This is a genomic window from Mesorhizobium sp. M1396, assembly GCF_040317725.1.
Taxonomy (GTDB): Bacteria; Pseudomonadota; Alphaproteobacteria; order Rhizobiales; family Rhizobiaceae; genus Mesorhizobium.
Genome location: NZ_JAMYLA010000011.1, coordinates 23,020 through 42,786 on the forward strand (window position 1 = coordinate 23,020; position 19,767 = coordinate 42,786).

A 19,767-nucleotide genomic window follows, 5' to 3' on the forward strand; every position below is an offset into this window, starting at 1 on the left:
CATGCGACTTGCCGGCAAATCCGCGTTGATCACGGGCTCGGCACGCGGCATCGGCAGAGCCTTCGCCGAAGCCTATGTCGGCGAAGGCGCCACCGTCGCCATTGCTGACATCAATCTCGAGGCTGCGCGGAAGACGGCCGCCGAGATCGGCGGCAAGGCCTATGCGCTAGAGCTCGACGTCACCGACCTCGTCTCGATCGAAGCGGCGGTGAAAGCCGTCGAGGCGAAGACCGGCGGGCTCGATATCCTAATCAACAACGCCGCCCTGTTCGATCTGGCACCGATCGTCGAGATCACCAAGGCCAGCTACGACAGATTGTTTTCGGTCAACGTCGCCGGCACGCTGTTCATGTTGCAGGCGGCCGCCCGCTCGATGATCGCCGCTGGCCGGGGCGGCAGGATCATCAACATGGCGAGCCAGGCCGGTCGACGCGGCGAGGCGCTGGTCGGTGTCTATTGCGCCACCAAGGCCGCCGTCATCTCGCTGACCCAATCGGCGGGGCTCGACCTGATCAAGCACCGCATCAACGTCAACGCGATTGCCCCTGGCGTCGTCGATGGCGAGCACTGGGACCACGTCGATGCGCTGTTCGCCAAGTATGAAAACCGGCCGAAGGGCGAGAAGAAGAAACTGGTCGGCGAGGCGGTGCCGTATGGCCGCATGGGCACGGCGCAGGACCTCACCGGCATGGCGGTCTTTCTCGCCAGCGCCGACGCCGAATACATCGTCGCCCAGACCTACAATGTCGATGGCGGCCAGTGGATGAGTTGAGGCGGGGACGGCCTCTGCTCCTCGTACCTCCGCGGGGAGCAGAGGCCGACATCGGAGGGCGCATCGACGTGGAATACGTGCCGCCCCTTATCCTCTCCACGTGAGAAACGGGGAGAGGGAGTAACGAAGGCCGCAGCCCGGCCAAAGGGTAAAACAGATGACCGTAAAACTCTCGTCCTCAAACCTCTCCAAGCTGCCCGCCAAGGTCGCCGGTCCGAACTATGACCGCTCGACGCTCAAGGCCGGCATCGTGCATTTCGGCGTCGGCAATTTCCATCGCTCGCACCAGGCCGTCTATCTCGACGATTTGTTCAATTCGGGCATCGGCCATGACTGGGCGCTGGTCGGCGCCGGAGTGTTCGAGGGCGAGAAGATCGGCCGCTCCAAGCTGGAAGAGCAGGATTGGCTGACCACGGTGGTCGAGCAGGACTCTGGCCATATGAGCGCCCGCGTGACCGGCGCCATGATCGACTTCCTGATGCCGGGCGACGCGGCCGGCATCATCGAACGGCTTGCCGACCCGGCGATCAAGATCGTTTCGCTGACCATCACCGAAGGCGGTTATTTCATCGACCCGGCCTCGGGCGTGTTCAATCCGACCCATCCCGACATCGTTGCCGACGCCCAGCCAGGCGCCACGCCGAAGACGGTGTTCGGTATCATCCTTGCCGGGCTGGTGCGCCGCCGCGACGAGGGGACGGTGCCGTTCACGGTGATGTCTTGCGACAACATTCCCCACAATGGCCATGTCACCTCCGACGGCGTCATTGGTCTGGCCCGTCTGATCGACGAGGATCTGGCGAACTGGGTCGGCGAAAAGGTCGCCTTTCCGAACGGCATGGTCGATCGCATCACACCGGCCACCACGGACCGCGAACGCGGCATCCTGGCCAAGGATTTCGGCCTCGAGGACAACTGGCCGGTGTTCTGCGAACCGTTCCGGCAATGGGTGCTGGAAGACCATTTCACCGACGGCCGCCCGCCGCTGGAAAAGGTCGGCGTGCAGTTCGTGAGGGATGTTGCCCCTTACGAGCTGATGAAGATCCGCATCCTCAATGGCGGTCACGCGACCATCGCCTATCCGGCCGGCCTGATGGACATCCATTTCGTCCACGAGGCGATGCAGGAGCCGCTGGTGAGCGGTTTTCTGGCCAAGCTCGAACGGAACGAAATCATCCCGACCGTGCCGCCGGTGCCGGACACGGTTTTGGAAGAATATTACCAGCTCATCGAGAGCCGCTTCTCCAATCCCAAGATCGGCGACACGGTGCGCCGGCTCTGCCTCGACGGCTCCAACCGCCAGCCGAAATTCATCATCCCGACAATCGCCGATCGCCTGAAGGCTGGGAAAAGCGTTGCCGGTCTGGCGCTGGAATCGGCGCTCTGGTGCCGTTACTGCTTCGGCACGACGGACAGCGGCGCCGTCATCGAGCCCAACGACCCGAGTTGGGACCGGTTGCGGACGACGGCAAAAGCGGCAAAGGACGCGCCTGCCGCCTGGCTTGCCATGGAGGACATCTATGGCGATGTCGGCCGCGCGACGGCGTTCGTCGAGACCTTCGCCCATGCGCTCAACGTGCTGTGGTCGAATGGCGCGCGCGCGACGCTGACACGCTACCTCGCCGGCGAGCTCTGAGACTATTCGACGTCATGACGCCTGAACTGGTCATCTTCGACTGCGATGGCGTGCTGGTCGACAGCGAGGCACTCTCCGTCTCGGCGCTGCTCGGCGTGATCAAGCTGGCCGGCGGCAACGTCAGTGAGGATGCCGCCTACGAGCATTTCCTCGGCAAGAGCATGAAGAGCGTGCGCGAAATCCTCGGCCGCGACTTCGGGCTTGACGTCACCGACAGCCACCTGACCGAGATGCGCGTCGAACTGATGCGCAAATTCCGCGAGGAGCTGAAGCCGATCGCCGGCGTCAAGGAGATGCTGCCCAAGCTTGGGCTGCCGTTCTGTGTCGCGTCCTCGGGTACGCTCGACCGCATCCGTTACGCGCTCGACGTCACGGGATTGCTTGGGCTGATGGAGCCGCATCTGTTCAGCGCCGCCATGGTGGCCAAGGGAAAACCGGCGCCTGACCTGTTCCTGCATGCCGCCGCCAGCATGCGGGCGCAACCTCGCAAATGCCTCGTCGTCGAGGACAGCCCGGCCGGCATCACCGCCGCGCGGGCGGCGGGTATGCGCGTGTTTGCCTTCACCGGCGGCTCGCATGCCGGCAACCCGACATTGAAAGCGCGGCTTGCGTCGAGTGAACCGGACTTTATATTCGCTGACATGCTGCAATTGCCCGATCTGATTGCAGGCCTGGGAGCGAGAGTTAGAGCATCTTGACGAAACAATTCGTTTGCGCGGTCGATGTCGGCACCGGGAGCGCTCGCGCGGGCATTCTCGACGCCAGTGGCACCTTGCTCGGCCGCGCCGAACGGCCGATCGTCATGAACCAGCCGAAGCCCGATCACGCCGAGCATGATTCGCGCGATATCTGGTCGGCGGTCTGCGCCGCCGTGCGCGCTGCCCGCGAAAAGGCCGGCGTCGCCGCCGAGGATGTCGTCGGTATTTCCTTCGACGCCACCTGTTCGCTGGTGGTGCGAGATCGGCAAGGCGGCCAGCTGAGCGTCTCGACCACCGGCGACAGGCGCTGGGACACCATCGTCTGGCTCGACCACCGGGCCATTGCCGAGGCCGACGAATGCACGGCAAGCGGCCATGCCGTGCTCGACTATGTCGGCGGCGTCATGTCACCGGAAATGGAGACGCCGAAGCTGATGTGGCTGAAGCGGAACCTGCCCAAGACCTGGAATGAAGCCGGCTATCTATTCGACCTCACCGATTTCCTGACCTGGCAAGCGACAGGCTCGGTGGCCCGCTCGCAATGCACGCTGACCGCCAAATGGACCTATCTGGCGCATGAGGAGATGGGTTGGCGCCGTGATTTCTTCGAGCTCATCGGCCTCGACGATCTTTTCGAACATGGCAATTTGCCCGAGAGGGCCAGCCCGGTCGGCAGCGATATCGGCCAGCTGACGGCGCAGGCGGCGGCGGAGCTTGGCCTGAGCGAAAAATGCCGGGTCGGCGCCGGCGTCATAGATGCCTATGCCGGCGCGCTTGGCGTGCTCGGCGGCTTTGCCGGCGACGAACAGAATATCGGCCGGCACCTAGCTCTGATTGCCGGCACGTCGAGCTGCGTCATGGCGATGTCGCCCGATCCGCAGCCCTTCGCCGGCGTCTGGGGGCCGTATTACGGCGCGGCGCTGCCTAAGCTGTGGCTGTCGGAAGGCGGCCAGTCGGCAACCGGCGCCCTGCTCGACCACATCATTCGCTGGCACGGAGCCGGCGGCGAGCCGGATGCCGCCATGCATGCAAAGATCGCCAGGCGCGTCGCCGAGCTGCGCGCCACCGAGGGTGAAAACATTGCCGCAAGGCTGCATGTGCTGCCCGACTTCCACGGCAACCGTTCGCCGCTCGCCGATCCGCATGCCGTCGGCGTCGTCAGCGGGCTGACGCTGGACTCCTCCTTCGACAGCCTGTGCAAGCTCTACTGGCGCACCGCCGTCGGCATCGCGCTCGGCGTGCGCCACGTGCTGGAGGCGCTGAACGAGAACGGCTACCTGATCGACACGCTGCATGTTACCGGCGGCCATACCAAGAATCCGCTGTTGATGGAGCTCTATGCCGACGCCACCGGCTGCGCGGTCATCGAGCCGCTGGCCGACGAGGCGGTGCTGCTCGGCACCGGCATGGTCGCGGCAACCGCGGCCGGGCTGTTCCCCGACCTCAATGCGGCCTGTTTGGCCATGCAGCAAGGCGGCAGGACGCGTGCCTCGAACCCGAAATCAGCAGGGCGCTTCGACCGCGATTACAAGGTTTTCCTCGAGATGCACCGCCAGCGGCAGATGCTGGACGCGATCCGGTAGGTAAGTCGGACTACTGTCTCAGCAGGGACATGCCGGACTTCGCATCGAACAGGTGAATGCTCGTTTCGTCGACCGCATAGCGGACATGGCTGTTGACGGCGGGGCATTCGCGGGTCGGCACCAGCGCGCTGATTTCCTTGCCGCCGGAGCCAAAGATCACCAGCGCGTCGTTGCCATGAAACTCGATGAGATCGGCCGTGCCTTCGAGAAGGTTGCCGGCATCAGCGCCGGCGGTCTTCAGATCCGGAGGCCTGATACCAAGCACCGCACGCTCAACGCCTTGCAGATTGAAGCGCGAGCCTTCGATCGAAAAAACCGCACCGGCGCTCGTCAGGGTCCAGCGGTTGTCCTTGCGCCCCAAGGCTACGTCGATGAAATTCATGTTCGGCGTCCCGATGAACCCTGCGACGAACAGATTGCCAGGCCGCTCGTAAATTTCGGCCGGTGAGCCGATCTGCTCGATCCGGCCGTCGCGCAAAAGAACGATGCGATCGGCGAGCGTCATCGCCTCCAACTGGTCGTGGGTAACGTAGACGGTGGTCGTCTTCAGCGACTGGTGCAGCCGGGCGATCTCGATGCGCATGTGGTTGCGCAGCTTGGCATCCAGATTGGACAGTGGCTCGTCGAACAGGAAGACCTTCGGCGTCTTGATCATGGCGCGGGCAATCGCCACGCGCTGCTGCTGGCCGCCGGACAGTTCGGCCGGCTTGCGGCCGAGATAGGGATCCAGCCCCAGTGTCTTCGAGACCGCCTCGACGCGCTGCTGGATTTCCGCCTTCGCCACCTTCTGCAGCTTCAGGCCGAAGGCGATGTTGTCGAAGATCGTCATGTGCGGATAGAGCGCGTAGTTCTGGAACACCATGGCAATGCCGCGGTCGCCAGGGTCGAGGTCGTTGACCACCTTGCCACCGATCGAGACCTCGCCGCCGCTTATGTCCTCCAGCCCCGCCAGCATGCGCAGCAAGGTCGACTTGCCGCAACCGGAAGGGCCGAGGAAGACGACGAATTCGTGTTCCTCGATGGCGAGGTTCAGGTCGCGGATGACGGTCGTGGCGCCATAGGATTTCTCGATATTGGAGCAGGTAATCGCGGACATGTTTCGGTCAGTCCTTCTCGCTCGAAATCAGGATCTGCAGCTTGACGTCTTCCGGATGCGCCGCGGCCGCGCGCTCGAAGGCCTCGATGCTGTCGTCGAAAGGATAGGTGCCGGTGATCAGCGGATTGAGGTCGACCTTCCCCGAGGCGATGAGCTGCAAGGCACGGTCGAAGATGTTGGCGTAGCGGAACACCGTCTCGATGCGCACTTCCTTCGATATGGCCGCCGGCACGTTGAGCGCCACCGGTTCCACCGGCAGCCCGACGAGGACCACTGCGCCGCCAGGGCGTACGACCTCGAACAAATTGGCGAACGCCTTCGGGCTGCCGCTGGCCTCGAACACGATATCGGCGCCCCAATGGTCGGTCGCCTCAGCCACCGCATCGACCAGCGATTGCTCGCCGATATTGACCGGGACGATGCCCGGATAGCGCGCCGCGATTTCGAGCTTGGGGGCGGAGAAGTCGGAAATCAGCACCTTCGAACAGCCGCCGGCAAGGGCTGCCAGCGCGATCATGATGCCGATCGGGCCACAGCCGACGACAACCGCCACGTCGCCCGGAACGATGCGCGCGCGGGAAGCCGCCTGCATGCCGATCGCAAAGGGCTCGACCATCGCGCCTTCGGCGAAGGAGACGTTGTCCGGCAGCCGGTAGGTGAACGCGGCCGGATGGACGGCTTGCGGCGCAAGAATGCCATGCACCGGCGGCGTCGCCCAGAAGCTTACGTCGGGGTCGACATTGTAGATGCCGAGTTTTGTTGCCCGCGATGACAGGTTCGGCACGCCCGGTTCCATGCAGACGCGATCCCCGACCTTCAGCGTCCTGACATTGGCGCCAATTTCGACGATCGTTCCGGACGCTTCGTGGCCAAGCACCATGGGCGCGCGCACGACGTAGCTGCCGATGGCGCCATGGGTGTAGTAGTGCACGTCGCTGCCGCAGACACCGACCGTGTGGATGGCGATCCTGACGTCGTCCGGCCCGACATCGAGCGGCAACGCAATCTCGCGCAGGGCCAGCTCGCCCTTCTTCTCAAGCACCAAAGCCCGCATGTCTCGTCCTCGCTTCAAGTCTTTTTTTGCCGGAAAACGGAATTCAGGAAGCCGCTGAGCACGCCGAGAAACAAAAGCGGCGGCAGCGACAAAAGCACGACCGAGGCGTTGAGGATGCCCCACGGCACGTTCATGCCTTGCTGGGACAGTTCCGAGGCGACGATCGGCAAGGTCTTGGCATTGGAGCTGGATAGCATCAGCGCGATCAGGAACTCGTTCCAGACCAGCACGAAGCTAAACGCCACCGCACCGATCAGCGAGCGCGCCGCGACCGGCAGCGCGATCCGCCAGAACACCGAATAGGCGCCGTAGCCATCGACGAAGGCGGCTTCCTCGACCTCCTTCGGCACGCTCTGGAAGGCAGGAATGGCCAGCCACATGATCACCGAGATGGTGAGCAGCGAATAGGTGACGATCAGCGCGGCGAGCGTGTCGTAGAGGCCGAGCTGCAGCCAGATCACCATCAGCGGGATGGCCACCGCAACCGGCGGCAGGAAGCGCAGCGACAGCACGAAGAACTGGATGTCGCCGGCCCAGCGGTTGGGATAGCGCGCCACCGAATAGGCGGCAGGCAGGCCAAGCACCACGCCGACCAGCACCGCGACGCCGCAGGCGATCACCGAGTTGTAGAGGCCGGTCATGACGCTGTCGCGGCCGATGATGTAGCTGATGTTGGCCAGCGTCGGCGTGAACACCACGCGCGGAACGCGGGTGATGATATCGACATTGTTTTTAAGCGAATTGAGGGCCGTCCACAGCAGCGGAAACACGGCCATGAAGCCGGCGAAGGCCAGCACGGCCTTACCGATAAGGCGGCCCGGTCTCATGCGATGTGGTCTCATGCCTGCACCCGCTTCCACAGCATGGTGAAGGTGATGACGGTGGCGATCATCATCAGCACGGCCATCGCCGAGGCATAGGACACCTTGCCGGACTCAATGAAGCCTTGCGAGAACGCGTACATGTCGAGCGTTTCGGTCGCCACGCCCGGTCCGCCGCGGGTCATCACATAGATCAGGTCGAAGGAGCGCAGCGACTCGATCATCTTGACGAACATCAGGCTGATCAGCGGCGCCTTCAGCATCGGCAAGGTCACATAGGCGTGGATCTGCCAGCGCCTGGCGTGATCGAGCCGTGCCGCCTCGATCGGCTGCGGCGGCAAGGTCTCCAGCAGCTTCAGCACGATGACGGCGAAGAACAGGCCCCATTGCCAGACATCGACCGAGGCGACGGCGAACAATGCCGTCGCCGGCTTGGACAGCGGGTCGAAGATCAGCCCACCGGTCAGCAGCCGGTACGGGTAGGTGGCGATACCGTAGAGCGGATGGTAGGCGAACTTCCAGACGAAAGCAGCCGAGACACGCGGCAACAGGACCGGGATGATGAACAGCAGGCAATAGATGTTGCGCAGGCGCGGCGACGCGACCTCGAACATCAGCACGCCCAGTCCGATCGCCACGGTCATGGTCGCGACAACGGTGACGACCTCCCACTTCACCGACACCCAGACGGCATTGAGAAAGCGGCGGTCGAAAAACAGGTCATAGAAATTCGAGAACCAGACATAGGAATAGGCCGTCGAGGAGAGCTCGCGGTCCTGCAGGGCGATGACGATCGCGTAGAGCGTCGGCACCATCGACAGGACCAGAAGAATGACGAGCGTCGGGACGACGAAGGTGACCGGCAAGGAAGAGCGTCGAGGCATCTGTCTATCCCTGGCTGCGTCTCGGGCGATTGAACATGGCTGGGCCTTTTCGCGCGATGTCCGGCTCAAACGGCGGTGGTGAGAAGGGAGGACCCGCGGCGCACAGGTCCCGACATTCGCTTGAATGCCGCGGACCGCGCGCCGCGGGGGGAGGATAGCTTATTTCTTCACCAGCTCGTTGGCATAGGCTTCAAGCTCGCTGAGGCCGCCCTTGACGTCGGTACGGGTGCCGGTGACCAGTTCCTCGAGGATGATGCCCCAGCGATCGCCAAGATCCGGCCAGCGCGGATCCTGCCAGAAGTTGACCGCCGTGACCTTGCCTGTCTCGGCCAGCGCCTGACCGAGATCGGCGCCGTAGATGTGGGCGAATTCCTTGCTGGACAGGACGCTGGTGCGGTTCAGTTCACCGAACTGGTGCGCGTCGAGCCGGCGCTTCTCGTTTTCCTTCGACGTCGCCCAGGCGATGAACAGGCCCGCGCATTTCTTCGACGCATCATCGGCATTGGCTTTTGCCGCGATGGCGAGGCCATGGCCGTAGCCACCACCGGTGAGCGGCGACGGCGGCGGCAGGAAGCCGATCTTGCCGACCACTTGCGAGGTCTTGGGATCGACAGCCATGCCCGACAGCGGCGTCGATTCGACGAGAATGGCAACCTGGCCAGACAGGAACGCGCCGGTCGATTCATCCCAGCTGCCGGTCTGCGTGCCGGGCGCCGAATCCTTGAACAGCTTCAGGTAGGTTTCGGTTGCCTTCACGGCGGCATCCGAGTTGAAGGCTGGCTTGTCGCCGTCGAACCACTGGCCGCCATAGGCCTTGAAGAACGGCATCCAGCGCCAGACATTGGCGCCCGAACCGCGTGCGCCCCGCAATGCGATGCCATATATGCCCTTGTCCGGATTGGTCAGCTTCGGCACGTCGGCGATCAGTTCGTCCAGCGTCTTCGGCGGCTGGATGCCGGCCGCCTCCAGAATGTCCTTGCGGTAAACCATCAGGTCGCCGCCGCCGGTCAGCGGCGCGAACCAGGCCTTGCCGTCATAGGTGGCGACCTTCTGGCGGCCCGGATCGAAATCGGCGTAGTCGTAGTCCGCCGGATAATAGTCGGTGAGCGGCACGATCCATTTCGACGAAGCGAACAAGGCGACGTTGGCTTCGTCGACATAGTAGACGTTGTAATTGCCGACGGTGGACGCATCGGCGCGCGATTTCGCCCGGCGGTCGTTCTCGTTCAGATAATCGATCTGGAAGCTGGCGCCGCTCAACTTCTGGAACTCGTCCTTGGAGTCCTCCAGAAGCGTCAGGCCGTCACGTGGCTGCGCCAGCACCTTGACCGGCGCCGAGCAGACCGGCGCCTGCGCCAGGGCGATGGTGGAAACGGTAGTGGAAAGCATAAAAGCTGCGCCAAGGCTGGCAGCAAGCCGAACTGATTTCATGATCTTTTCTCCTCCAGGAACAATTCGCAGGAAGCGGAAGTCCTCGGGCTACGCGATCCTCACCATCGCCCGAGTGACAATGCCACCCGTCGCTAAAATGCGGAGTTGCGAGGAGGCTTGCTAGAAGCCTCGTTGCAGCAGACCTGTACTTTTATGCATTGTGCGATGCAAAAACCGGCGCCGCGATACGAAGCCTGTCACATGAGTATCGATTTGGTCTGAAAGGATATTTCAGGACGCGCTTATGCGCGCATTGTCAGCCGCTGCCTCGACAGCCGGCGATAAGATGACGGCGTCATCTTGTGCTTGCGCATGAAGGCGCGGTTGAAGTTCGAGATGTTCATGTAACCGACCTGAAAACAGATGTCGGTGATCGCAATATCGGTGTCCGCCAAAAGCTTGCAGGCCTGCCAGAGCCTGAGCTTGGCAAGGTGGTCGCTGAAGCTGTTGCCGGTGTTCTTCTGGAAGAACCGCGAAAACGTGCTCTCCGTCATTCCGGCCAGTTCCGCAACCTCAGGCAGCTTCAGATCCTCGGCGAAATGCTGGAACAGATAGGTCAACGTGCGCTGGATGATGTCCAGCGAGGCGGCATCGAGAACCGGCGAGAAATCCGGCGACGACAGCAATTCGTATTCGTCGGTGCGAGCGAGAAGATCGACGAGATTCAGGAAAAGACAGAACCTGTTCAGCCCGCTAACCTCACCCATCCGCTCCATGATGTCGGCACCGTCCAGCGCGGTGCGGCCGTGAAAAACCATGCCGCGCAGCGAGCGTTCGAGGAACGGTTCCAGTTCGCGCAACTCCGGCAACAGGCCTGCCGACCCGCGCAATCTCTGCGCATCGAACTGCAGGACGATGTCGCGGCCTTCGATCAGTTCTCCCGGCTGCACCGCGGTCACCCAATCATGCGGCAGCCCGCCACCGACGATGGTCAGGTAGCCCGGCCCGAATTCGCCGATATGATCGCCGACCAGAACCACGCCGGAGGATTTTCGCAGCAGATGGATCTCGTATTCCGGATGGAAGTTCCAGACATTGCGCTCCCAGGGATAGTCGTCGAGCCGCCACAGGAAACTTTCGCTCGCCTCGGTGACGATGTGCTCGAAGGACGGCGCCGTCCGCGGGATCGCGGCCGTGTTCTTCCTGCGCCTGAACTGCATCCTGCCTCCTGAAAAATCCGGGAATCTGTCGTCGCACCGTCCATGCAATCCGTAGCAGCCGATTGCCCGCATGTGAAATGCACCTCAGCGGCAAGGTTGGTGGTCCGGCTGGCTCAATCTGTTCCCACCCCTCCTCTCTTGCCTTCATGTCGCGTTTCGTCCAGAAGCTGGCGCAAACGCCGCGAAACCGAAGGTTTTGCCGTTTGAAATGCGGCTTCCGGTTCTTTGCCGACGTGCCGCGACTGGAAAGAGCAGGAAATGTCTGCGATCGAAGCCGGTGCTCGCGCGCCGGAAAATCTTTGGCGTCAGGAAATCAAGGCGACGCTGGCACTGGCCTGGCCGATGGTGCTGACCAATCTCGGCCAGACCGCGATGACGGCCACCGACGTCATGATGATGGGTCGCCTGGGGTCGGATACGCTGGCCAGCGGCGCGCTTGGCGCCAACCTTTATTTCATGCCGCTGATCTTCGGGCTTGGCCTGATGCTGGCGACCTCACCGATGATCGCGACCGAGCTCGGCCGCCGTGGCCATTCGGTGCGCGACCTGCGCCGCACGGTGCGCCAGGGCCTGTGGCTGGCGATTTTGATCTCGATCCCGATCTGGCTCGTGCTTTGGCACGGTGAGGCCATTCTGCTGGCGATGGGCCAGGATCCGGCGCTCGCCCATGAGGCGGGTGTCTATCTGCGCTGGCTCGAATGGGCGGTGCTGCCCTTCTATGGCTATATCGTGCTGCGCTCGTTCATCTCGGCGCTGGAACGGCCGGGCTGGGCGCTGGTCATCGTCTTCGTCGCCGTCGCCTGCAACGTCTTCTTCAACTGGGTGTTCATGTTCGGCAATCTCGGTGTGCTTTCGATGGGCATTGCCGGCTCGGGCCTTGCCACCTCGCTGTCCAGCACGCTGATGTTCGTCGGCATGGCTGTCGTCGTGATGCTGGAGAAGAAGTTCCGGCGCTACCGTCTGTTCGGGCGCTTCTGGCGCGCCGACTGGCCGCGCTTCAGGGGCCTTCTGCGGCTCGGCCTGCCGATTGCCGGCCTCCTCGCCTTCGAGGTGACGATCTTCAATGCGGCAGCGCTGCTGATGGGCCTGATCGATGCGGATTCGCTAGCCGCGCACGCCATCGCCATCCAGATCGCCTCGATCAGCTTCATGGTGCCGCTTGGCCTCAACCAGGCGGTAACGGTGCGCGTCGGGCTGGCGCACGGCGCCGGCAATCCGGAGGGCGTTTCGCGCGCCGGCTGGACCGCCTTCGTCATCGGCGTCTCGTTCATGGCGCTGATGGGGCTGGTGATGATCCTGTGGCCGCATCCGCTGATCAGCGCCTTCATCGACCTGAGCAACCCGGCGAATGCCAGGGTGATCGGGCTCGCCGTGTCGTTTCTCGCCTTCGCAGCACTGTTCCAGGTCTTCGACGGCGCGCAGGCGGTGGCCGCCGGCATGCTGCGCGGCCTGCACGACACCAAGGTGCCGATGATCTACGCCGCGATCGGGTATTGGGGCGTCGGGCTGCCGCTCGGCGTGCTGCTCGCCTTCCATTTCGGCTTCCACGGCGTCGGCATCTGGATCGGCCTGTCGTCGGGGCTGGCCGTGGTGGCGGCGCTGCTTCTGGCGCGCTGGCTGCGCCGGGATCGCCTGGCACCGCCGCTCGCCTTTGGTCCGTCCTAACATCGGGGAGCAGAAAGCTGGCGTTCTGCTACCCCCGGGGATATGGGCGGTTCCCTCCTTCAGTGGCCAATGACGCATCATGCCAATCTTGCCGAGGACGAAGGTCTAACCTACACCCGTCATCTCGGACATGGATGGACTGGTGTGACTGCGTGAAACAGGCGGCAAGCGCGACATCTGCTCTAGGAACGTGTGACCAGTGCTAGGGGCAAGCCGTGAAGCGCGCATTTTTTCGATTGGTTGCTTCGATGATCCTGGTGTCCGTCGTAACCGGCTGCACCGGCATTTCCTACTATGCGCAATCCGTGAAGGGTCATCTGCGGATCATGACGGCACGCAAGGATGTCGGGAGATTGATCGAGGACCCTTCGACGCCGAAGGCATTGCGCGTCCGAATGGCATCGGCGAGCGCGATACGACAGTTTGCAACAGATCAACTGGCGCTGCCCGACAACAATAGCTACCGCAGCTATGTTGATATCGGTCGGGACTCGGTGACATGGGCTGTCTTCGCCGCGCCGGAATTCTCGCTGACGCCGCGAACATGGTGTTTTCCCGTTTTCGGCTGCGTGCCCTACCGAGGATATTTTTCCAAGAAGTCCGCAACTGAAACCGCAGTCGAACTTCGAGGACAGGGCATGGACGTCTATGTGACGGGCATCACTGCATATTCCACGCTTGGCTGGTCAAGTGACCCGCTGCTAAGCACGATGTTCAGCGAGGATGAAACCTATCTTGCAGGGCTGGTTTTCCATGAACTGGCCCACCAGCGCGTCTACGTGCACGACGATTCCGCATTCAACGAGGCGTTCGCTGTCGCCGTCGAGACAACCGGCGTGAAAAAATGGCTGCGCGCAACTGGTGATACCGCCGCATTGCGCCGTTACGAAGCTGCCCGGAGGCGCAAGACCGGATTTCTTGCGCTTGTCTCGCAGACCCGGGACGAGTTAACGCAAGTCTATTCCAACTCCGGCACCTCGGAGCAAAAGCTGGCCGCAAAGACGGCCGCGATTGAACGGCTGCGGATGCGCTACCGATACATGCGCGACAGGCGCTGGGGCCGATACCGGGGATACGATGCCTGGTTCGCTTCCCCAATCAACAACGCGAAGCTCGCCGCGACTGCCGTGTACGGGGAACAGGTTCCGGCGTTTCTCCGCCTGTTCGACTTGTGTTCGGGCGACTATATCAGGTTCTATGCGTCGGTCCGACGGATTGGCGCACTGGACGAAGCTCACCGTGCCGAAGCACTTGCGGCGGCAGAAAGCTGTTATTGAGCCGGTCAAATGTGAAGGCCCGAAGCGTCGGAGATATCCCGGAATCCAGCCTCGGTCATCCACGCGCGATACCGACCTTCAGTGTACGATTCGTAACGGATACTCCTGGCGAAGCTGAACGAAACGAACGTCGGCTTCCGAGAATATCTATCGCCGCCTCGAACGTCCGACATGCGCGCGGTTCTACTGGTCCGAAAACCTCACGCTCACGCCGCGCTGCCGAAAATAGGCCTGCATCAGCTTGCGGCCCGAACGGTTGTTCTGCGCCAACTTGGTCGGATCGAACACCGCCTGTTTTATCCCCTCTCGTGCCAGCGCCGCCTTGAGCGTCGCGATATGTGCGTCGATGTTGGCATTGTCCGCCCGGAGCGAGGCATAGATGCTCTCGGTCGCCTCGGCCACGGTTGGTTCGCTCACTGGTGTCGTCCTTTGGTTGGTTTGGGCGGCGGCTTAGCACAGATTCGCGGCTCCGCCGATACCGATGAGACCGTCAGTACACGGCGCCCGTCGCGAAGGCGAACCGTTCCTTATGGGGCTTCGTAGAGTTCCAGCGGCAATCCATCCGGGTCCCTGAAAAAGGTAAACCGTTGGTCTGTATATGGGTCGATCCGGATTGGCTCAACGGCAACGCCCGCGGCTTCCAGGCGCATAATTACGGGATCAAGGCTCGCCACGGCAAATGCCAGATGTCTCAGGCCTGTCGCCTCTGGATGGGACGGCCGCATCGCTGGTGCGGGGAAGGAGAACAATTCCAGTTGGACCGACCCGATCCGCAGATCCGCCTTCCATGACCGCCGCTCCTCCCGATAGACCTCCCGGATCAGATCGAGGCCGAGGAGTTCGACGTAGAACCGTCGCGACCGGTCGTAGTCGGTGCAGATCAACGCGACGTGGTGAATGGCGTTCAGCATACTGCCAACTCTAGTCAAGCTGGGATTTGAGGCCAAGGTCACCATTGGCTACGCGGCACTTTGTAGATGTCGCCGTTCGCGAAGGTCGCCTCGTCCATATCGTGTGCGCCTTCACTTGTGAGAGACCACTTTGGTCAAAAGCTGACGAATCCTGTCGTCCCCTAGGTGGTGGTCAACACAACATGCCTTCCGCTCAGTGCAATGCCGCCCGCTTCTCGAGCTTGCGCGCGTATTGTGTCAGCGGAAAGCACATGACGAAAAAGATCAGCGCCACCAGCCCGTAGACCTTGAACGGTTCGAAGGTGGCGTTGTTGATGGCGTTGGAGGTTCGCACCAGCTCCTCGAAGCCGATGATCGAGGTAAGCGCGGTCGATTTGATCAGCTGCACCAGGAAGCCCACAGTCGGCGCGCGGGTGATCGAAAACGCCTGCGGCAGGATGATCAGCCTGAGCTCCTGGAGGTAGTGCAGGCCGAGGCTGGCGCCGGCGTCCCACTGGCCTAGTGGCAGCGCGGCGACGCCGGAGCGCCAGATTTCGGCGAGATAGGCGCTGGCGAAGAAGGTGAGGCCGAGCACCGCCGCCGTCCATGGCTCGATGCGCAGGCCGAGCATCGGCAGGCCGAAGAACATCAGGAACAATTGCATCAAAAGCGGCGTTCCCTGGAACAGGGCGATGTAGCCGGAGGCGAGACGCCGGCTCCACTGGTTCTTGGCGATCCTGAAGAACAGCACGATCAGACCGACGATGCCGCCGCCGATGAAGGCACCCAGCGACAGCAGCACCGTCCAGCGGGCGGCGAGCAGCAGGTTGCGCACGATGTCCCAGAAGGTAAATTCGATCATGACACGCCGGCCCCCAGGACGCGGCGTCCGCCCGTGACCAGCAGCCGGCGCAGGGCCATCGACATCAAGAGATAGACCATCGTCACGACAAGATAGGTCTCGAAGGAGCGGAAGGTGCGCGCCTGCAGCATGTCGGCTTCGTAGGTCAGTTCACGCACCGCGATCTGCGACACCACGGCGGACTCCAGCATCATGATGACGATCTGGCTGGTCAGCGCCGGGAAGATCACCTTGAGCGCCTGCGGCAGCACGATCTTGATGAAGACCTGGCGTGGCCTCAAGCCCAGCGCGAGCGCTGCTTCCGTCTGTCCGCCGGGCACGGCGTCAAGCCCGGCGCCGACGATCTCGATGGTGTAGGCCGCCATGTTGAGCGTCATCGCCAACATGGCGGCAAGCACCGGATCGAGCCTGATGCCGAGGCTGGGCAAGCCGAAGAAGATGAAGAACAGCTGCACCAGGAACGGCGTGTTGCGGATGATCTCGACATACCAGGCGATAGCCCGCTTGAGCAGCACCGGGCCGTTGCGGCGTCCCGCGGCACCCAGGATGCTGAGGAACGTTCCCGCCAGCGTGGTTACGGCGATCAACAGGATCGTCGTGGCTGCGCCGCGCGCGATATCGCCGACAGCACCTGGAAGCCAGGCGAAGGCCACGGAAACTCAATCCTTGAGATTGTCGGGATTGAGCGACGTCTTCAGCCAGGCTTTCGAGCTTTCGTCCAGCTTGCCGTCCGCCAGCATCTTGACGACGGCGTCGTTGACCGCCTTTTTCAGGCTGTCCTCATTCTTGTTGAGGCCGATATGCGAGGGCGAGGTCAGGAGCTGGAACTTCTGCTCCGGCTTCAGCGCGTCCTGCTTGGCCAGCACCTGCGCGCCGACATCGTTGCCGACGACCATCAGCTGGGTCTGGCCGGAGATGAAGGCCTGGATCACCGAATTATAGTTGTCGAAGCGCTTGATGTCGGCGGACGCCGGCGCCGCCTCGGTGAGCGAGGTGTCTTCCAGCGTACCTCGGTTGACGGCGATCGACTTGTCGGCGAGGTCTTCCTTGCCCTTGACCGAAAGTGCCGCCGGACCGATCACGGCGATATAGTAGGGCGCGTAGGCGACTGCGAAGTCGATGACCTGCTCGCGTTCCTTCGAATAGCCGACGCTCATCAAGAGGTCGACGCGATGGTCGTTCAAATAAGGAATGCGGTTCTGGCCGGTGACGGCGACGGGGTTGAGCTTCACCTTGAGCGTGTCGGCGATGTATTGCGCGACGTCCATGTCATAGCCCTTGAGACTCATATCGGCGCTGGCCGAGGAGAAGGGCGGGAAATCGGCGAAGACGCCGACATTGATGCTGCCGGCCTTGGTGATATCCGCCAGCGCATCGGCGTTGGCCGCCTGAATTGCAAGGCCGAAACCGGTCGTGCCAAGCATCAGCACGGCGGCGATTGAGGTAAATGTCTTTCGGATCGTCATTGTCATTCCCCTGTCTGGACGCTTTGTTTGTTTGATACGGCCGCCGGCTCCAGCACGGCGGCCGCCTTTGCTTTTTCTGAACGTCAGGCTGCCTTGCCTGTTATCGCTGGGCTGAACACCATCAGGCTCAGGATCTCGAACAGCACCTGTGCGGCGGCATGCGCCGTGTTGGTGGTGGCGTCGTATTGCGGCGCCACCTCGACGACGTCGCCGCCGACGATGTTGAGACCTTTCAGGCCGCGCAGCAGTTCGAGCACTTCGCGTGTCGTCAGCCCGCCGACTTCCGGCGTGCCGGTGCCGGGCGCGAAGGCAGGATCGACGCTATCTATATCGAAGGAAACGTAGGTCGGCCCGTCGCCGACGATCTTGCGCGCCTTCTCGATGATGCCGGGAATGCCGAGACCGGTCACCTCCTCGGCATGGACGACGGTCATGCCGGACTCGTAGGTGAACTCCCACAGATATTCGGCCGAGCCGCGAATGCCGATCTGGATCGTGCGCGTCGGATCGAGCACGCCGTCGAGCACGGCGTTGCGGAACGGCCCGCCATGGTGGAATTTGGTCATGTCGAACAGGCCACTGGTGTCACAATGGGCATCGATGTGGATCAGCCCGACCGGAGCCTTCTTGCCGACGGCCTTCAGGATCGGATGGCTGATCGAATGGTCGCCGCCCACAGACAATGGAATGACGCCGGCATCGACGATCTGGTTGGTGCGGCGCTCGATATCCTCATGGCTGACCTCCAGCCGATAGCGGCTGCGGAACGGCGTATCGCCGATGTCGGCGACCCTGAGCTCATGCGTAGGCGCGCATTCCAGCACGTGATTGTAGGGGCCGATGCGCTCGATGGCGCGCAGCGCCCTTGGCCCGAAGCGCGAGCCCGGCCGGTTGGTGACGCCGAGATCCATCGGCACGCCGATCATGGCCACCTGCAAATCGCCGAAATCCGGATTGTCGGCCGCTATTTCGCGGTAGGGCGCGGCGAGGAAGGTCGGGATGCCGGAATAGGGCGCCAGCCGTGTACCGCTCTTGGAAAAGATCTTGTCGGCGACCTTGCGGAATTTCGGGTCGAACATTTCGCCGCCATGGCTTTCGCCATATTTGCGACGCAACGCGTCGAGCTTGCCGCGATCGTATCCCATATCCGCTCCTCCTGCCGGGCTGATGCAGTGCGACCGTTGGCGATGCCTGGCGAGCCGACCATCATCCGGCCGGGTCGCTGTCGCGCTGGCTGCCTGCAGATTTCACGTCTTGAAGCTGTTCTGAGCTCAAGTGTCTGGCAGCCGCATTGAAAAATCAAATGATAATGTTAGGGTGCTCTCTGTGAGAAAATCTCACAATCAACTCTGAGCACGATCTCACCCGAAAACCGGCCTCCATTTTCGGGACCGTGCTGCAATGGATGCTCATGGCCAACCGGCTGCCGCCTCTCAATCCACTGCGTGCCTTCGAGGCAACGGCTCGCCATGGCTCGCTGACCAAGGCGGCGAGTGAACTGAACGTCACGCATGGCGCCATCAGCCACCAGATCAAGGCACTCGAGCAGTCGCTCGGCGTCAAGCTGTTCGAGCGTGTCGGTCAGCGGGTCAAACTGACTCCACACGGCGCCGAACTCTTGCCTGCGGTCTCGACGGCCTTCGACAGCATCGCGGCCGCCACCCAGCGCATGACAAGGCCGGCGAGCAGCGGCACACTTTCAGTCTCCTGCGTGCCGGCGCTGCTGTTGCTGTGGATGACACCGCGGCTCGGTGGTTTCATGGCGCAATATCCCGACATAAGGCTGACGCTTATCCCCTCCAACGACCCTAAGGATCTGCGGGCGCCGAATATCGACGTCTGCGTGCATTATGGCGACGGCAGCTGGGCCGACTGCTGGATGCGTAAATGGTCGGGCCTCGAACTGTTTCCCGTGGTCAGCCCGACCTTGATCAACAACCGTCCGATCCGCGGCGTCAGGGATCTCGCCGACCATGTCTTCCTGCATGGCGACGATGGCCGCGAATGGCACACATGGCTGGCGGCCGCCGATGCGCTCGACCTGGAGCGGGGCCGCCGCCATCATCTTGGCGATGCACGCGTGGCGACCGAGGCGGCGGTGCATGGCCATGGCGTGGCGTTGGGCGATTCGGTGACGGCAAGTGCGTTGCTGGCCAGGGGTATGCTGGTTGCGCCGTTCAGTCTGTCGGTGCCGGCGGTCGACGATTTCTATGTCGTCTGCCGCAACGAGATGAGGGCGACGCCGATCGTTCAGCTGTTCATCGATTGGCTGTTCGCCGAGAAGGCGCAAGATGACGGCCGCGCCGACGCACCGGTGGCGGGCCGCATCGTCAGCCGCCGCAAGCGTCCGGCGCTCAGGGTCATCGGTGCCAAAACCGGGACCTGACAACGGCTTGCGGTGGCCGTCGGTGATGTTCCGTCTCCGCAGGGTTCTCTTTTTGTCGGGCCAGCCTGAAACCGGGCAGCGTTTTT

At 62.7% G+C, this 19,767-nt stretch carries 19 protein-coding genes; 7 read left to right on the forward strand and 12 right to left on the reverse strand.

The features are described from left to right. Position 1 precedes the first annotated feature (1 nt). The 4 genes from NKH02_RS09205 to NKH02_RS09220 all read left to right on the forward strand — a co-directional run bounded on the left by NKH02_RS09205 (position 2) and on the right by NKH02_RS09220 (position 4,689). Positions 2–772: an L-iditol 2-dehydrogenase gene (locus NKH02_RS09205; protein ID WP_352878096.1), complete on the forward strand. Its 771-nt coding sequence runs from the start codon at positions 2–4 to the stop codon at positions 770–772. 157 nt (positions 773–929) lie between these two features. Continuing rightward, positions 930–2,408 (forward strand): mannitol dehydrogenase family protein, encoded by a 1,479-nt coding sequence (locus NKH02_RS09210; protein WP_352878098.1) that lies wholly within the window; start codon positions 930–932, stop codon positions 2,406–2,408. A 14-nt stretch (positions 2,409–2,422) separates the two neighbouring features. Beyond that, complete coding sequence (locus NKH02_RS09215; protein ID WP_352870058.1) at positions 2,423–3,106, forward strand: HAD family hydrolase; 684 nt, start codon at positions 2,423–2,425, stop codon at positions 3,104–3,106. Next, complete coding sequence (locus tag NKH02_RS09220; RefSeq protein ID WP_352870059.1) at positions 3,103–4,689, forward strand: FGGY-family carbohydrate kinase; 1,587 nt, start codon at positions 3,103–3,105, stop codon at positions 4,687–4,689. The genes NKH02_RS09215 and NKH02_RS09220 overlap by 4 nt, the downstream gene beginning before the upstream one ends. A 10-nt stretch (positions 4,690–4,699) precedes the next feature. On the opposite strand, the gene NKH02_RS09225 is transcribed toward NKH02_RS09220, so the two are convergent. The 6 genes from NKH02_RS09225 to NKH02_RS09250 all read right to left on the reverse strand — a co-directional run bounded on the left by NKH02_RS09225 (position 4,700) and on the right by NKH02_RS09250 (position 11,135). After that, positions 4,700–5,785 carry an ABC transporter ATP-binding protein gene (locus tag NKH02_RS09225; RefSeq protein WP_352878101.1) on the reverse strand — a complete coding sequence of 362 codons (1,086 nt, stop codon included), beginning with the start codon at positions 5,783–5,785 and terminating at the stop codon, positions 4,700–4,702. 7 nt (positions 5,786–5,792) lie between these two features. Beyond that, positions 5,793–6,839 (reverse strand): NAD(P)-dependent alcohol dehydrogenase, encoded by a 1,047-nt coding sequence (locus NKH02_RS09230; protein ID WP_352870061.1) that lies wholly within the window; start codon positions 6,837–6,839, stop codon positions 5,793–5,795. A gap of 14 nt (positions 6,840–6,853) precedes the next feature. Continuing rightward, complete coding sequence (locus NKH02_RS09235) at positions 6,854–7,666, reverse strand: carbohydrate ABC transporter permease (RefSeq protein ID WP_352870062.1); 813 nt, start codon at positions 7,664–7,666, stop codon at positions 6,854–6,856. An 11-nt stretch (positions 7,667–7,677) separates the two neighbouring features. After that, positions 7,678–8,544 (reverse strand): carbohydrate ABC transporter permease, encoded by an 867-nt coding sequence (locus tag NKH02_RS09240; RefSeq protein ID WP_352870063.1) that lies wholly within the window; start codon positions 8,542–8,544, stop codon positions 7,678–7,680. 159 nt (positions 8,545–8,703) lie between these two features. Continuing rightward, entirely contained in the window at positions 8,704–9,975 is a 1,272-nt protein-coding gene (locus tag NKH02_RS09245; RefSeq protein ID WP_502913795.1) for an ABC transporter substrate-binding protein, read from the reverse strand. A gap of 242 nt (positions 9,976–10,217) precedes the next feature. Beyond that, positions 10,218–11,135: an AraC family transcriptional regulator gene (locus NKH02_RS09250; RefSeq protein ID WP_352870065.1), complete on the reverse strand. Its 918-nt coding sequence runs from the start codon at positions 11,133–11,135 to the stop codon at positions 10,218–10,220. A gap of 258 nt (positions 11,136–11,393) precedes the next feature. Here NKH02_RS09250 and NKH02_RS09255 point away from each other — a divergent pair, with 258 nt between their 5' ends. Next, on the forward strand, positions 11,394–12,800 hold the full coding sequence (locus tag NKH02_RS09255) for an MATE family efflux transporter (RefSeq protein ID WP_352878104.1): 1,407 nt from the start codon (positions 11,394–11,396) through the stop codon (positions 12,798–12,800). Positions 12,801–13,048: 248 nt separating this feature from the next. After that, on the forward strand, positions 13,049–14,077 hold the full coding sequence (locus NKH02_RS09260) for an aminopeptidase (RefSeq protein WP_352878265.1): 1,029 nt from the start codon (positions 13,049–13,051) through the stop codon (positions 14,075–14,077). 183 nt (positions 14,078–14,260) lie between these two features. Here the strand turns inward: NKH02_RS09260 and NKH02_RS09265 are convergent, their stop codons facing one another. The 6 genes from NKH02_RS09265 to speB all read right to left on the reverse strand — a co-directional run bounded on the left by NKH02_RS09265 (position 14,261) and on the right by speB (position 18,440). Continuing rightward, entirely contained in the window at positions 14,261–14,494 is a 234-nt protein-coding gene (locus NKH02_RS09265) for a hypothetical protein (RefSeq protein ID WP_352878106.1), read from the reverse strand. A 110-nt stretch (positions 14,495–14,604) separates the two neighbouring features. After that, on the reverse strand, positions 14,605–14,988 hold the full coding sequence (gene gloA2 / locus NKH02_RS09270) for an SMU1112c/YaeR family gloxylase I-like metalloprotein (protein WP_352870068.1): 384 nt from the start codon (positions 14,986–14,988) through the stop codon (positions 14,605–14,607). A 193-nt stretch (positions 14,989–15,181) separates the two neighbouring features. Next, a complete protein-coding gene (locus NKH02_RS09275; protein ID WP_352878108.1) occupies positions 15,182–15,829 on the reverse strand; it encodes an amino acid ABC transporter permease in 648 nt (215 codons plus the stop codon). Then, on the reverse strand, positions 15,826–16,482 hold the full coding sequence (locus tag NKH02_RS09280; RefSeq protein WP_352870070.1) for an amino acid ABC transporter permease: 657 nt from the start codon (positions 16,480–16,482) through the stop codon (positions 15,826–15,828). The genes NKH02_RS09275 and NKH02_RS09280 overlap by 4 nt, the downstream gene beginning before the upstream one ends. 6 nt (positions 16,483–16,488) lie before the next feature. Then, positions 16,489–17,295, reverse strand: coding sequence for a transporter substrate-binding domain-containing protein (locus tag NKH02_RS09285; RefSeq protein ID WP_352870071.1), 807 nt, complete (start codon positions 17,293–17,295; stop codon positions 16,489–16,491). Positions 17,296–17,378: 83 nt separating this feature from the next. After that, positions 17,379–18,440, reverse strand: coding sequence for an agmatinase (gene speB / locus NKH02_RS09290; RefSeq protein ID WP_352878110.1), 1,062 nt, complete (start codon positions 18,438–18,440; stop codon positions 17,379–17,381). A gap of 266 nt (positions 18,441–18,706) precedes the next feature. Between speB and gcvA the strand changes: the two genes are divergently transcribed. Next, positions 18,707–19,681 (forward strand): transcriptional regulator GcvA, encoded by a 975-nt coding sequence (gene gcvA, locus NKH02_RS09295; RefSeq protein WP_352878112.1) that lies wholly within the window; start codon positions 18,707–18,709, stop codon positions 19,679–19,681. Positions 19,682–19,767: the final 86 nt, after the last annotated feature.